The organism is Mesorhizobium sp. M4A.F.Ca.ET.050.02.1.1 (assembly GCF_003997725.1).
GTDB lineage: Bacteria > Pseudomonadota > Alphaproteobacteria > Rhizobiales > Rhizobiaceae > Mesorhizobium.
Map to the genome: position 1 here is coordinate 1 of NZ_RZSG01001445.1, position 564 is coordinate 564.

Annotated in this window: 1 protein-coding gene; it reads left to right on the forward strand. The window is 72.3% G+C overall.

The annotated features are described in order from the left end of the window. The coding region (locus EOA33_RS38050; RefSeq protein ID WP_245482615.1) for a LuxR C-terminal-related transcriptional regulator at positions 1-564 on the forward strand (564 nt) is incomplete at both ends.

The following is a 564-nucleotide window of genomic DNA, read 5'->3' on the forward strand; positions in this document are numbered from 1 at the left end:
CGCCGGCACGCATGGCGAGTTGATGGTCTCGCGCTTCGACGGGCCGGCGCGCGCCGTGCGCTGCGCGGCGGCGCTGCGCGAGGCGGCGCAGCAGATCGGCGTGGCGAGCGCGCAAGGGGCGCATGTCGGCGAGATCGAGCTGCGCGGCCAGCCGGTCGGGCTGACGGCGCGCGTGACCATGCAGCTCGCCAGCCATGCCGGGCGCGGCGACATCCTTGCCTCGCGGCTGGTTGCCGATCTCACCGTGGGCTCGGGCCTGCATTTCACTGAGGCCGGCCGCATCAGCCTCGACGAGCTGGACGAGCCGCTGCCGGTGGTGCAGGCGACCTCGGAACAGCATCTGGAGCCGGCCTGCCGGCCGAAGGCCAGGCCAGCAGAGTCGGCGACGCTGACGGCGCGGGAAAGCGAGGTGGTGAACCTGATCGCCGACGGCAAGAGCAACGCCGCGATCGCCGCAGAGCTCAGCCTCAGCGAACACACGGTCAAGCGTCACGTCGCCAACATCCTGCTCAAGCTCGACCTGCCGTCGCGGGCGGCGGCGGCGGCGTTTTCGGCCAGGCACAC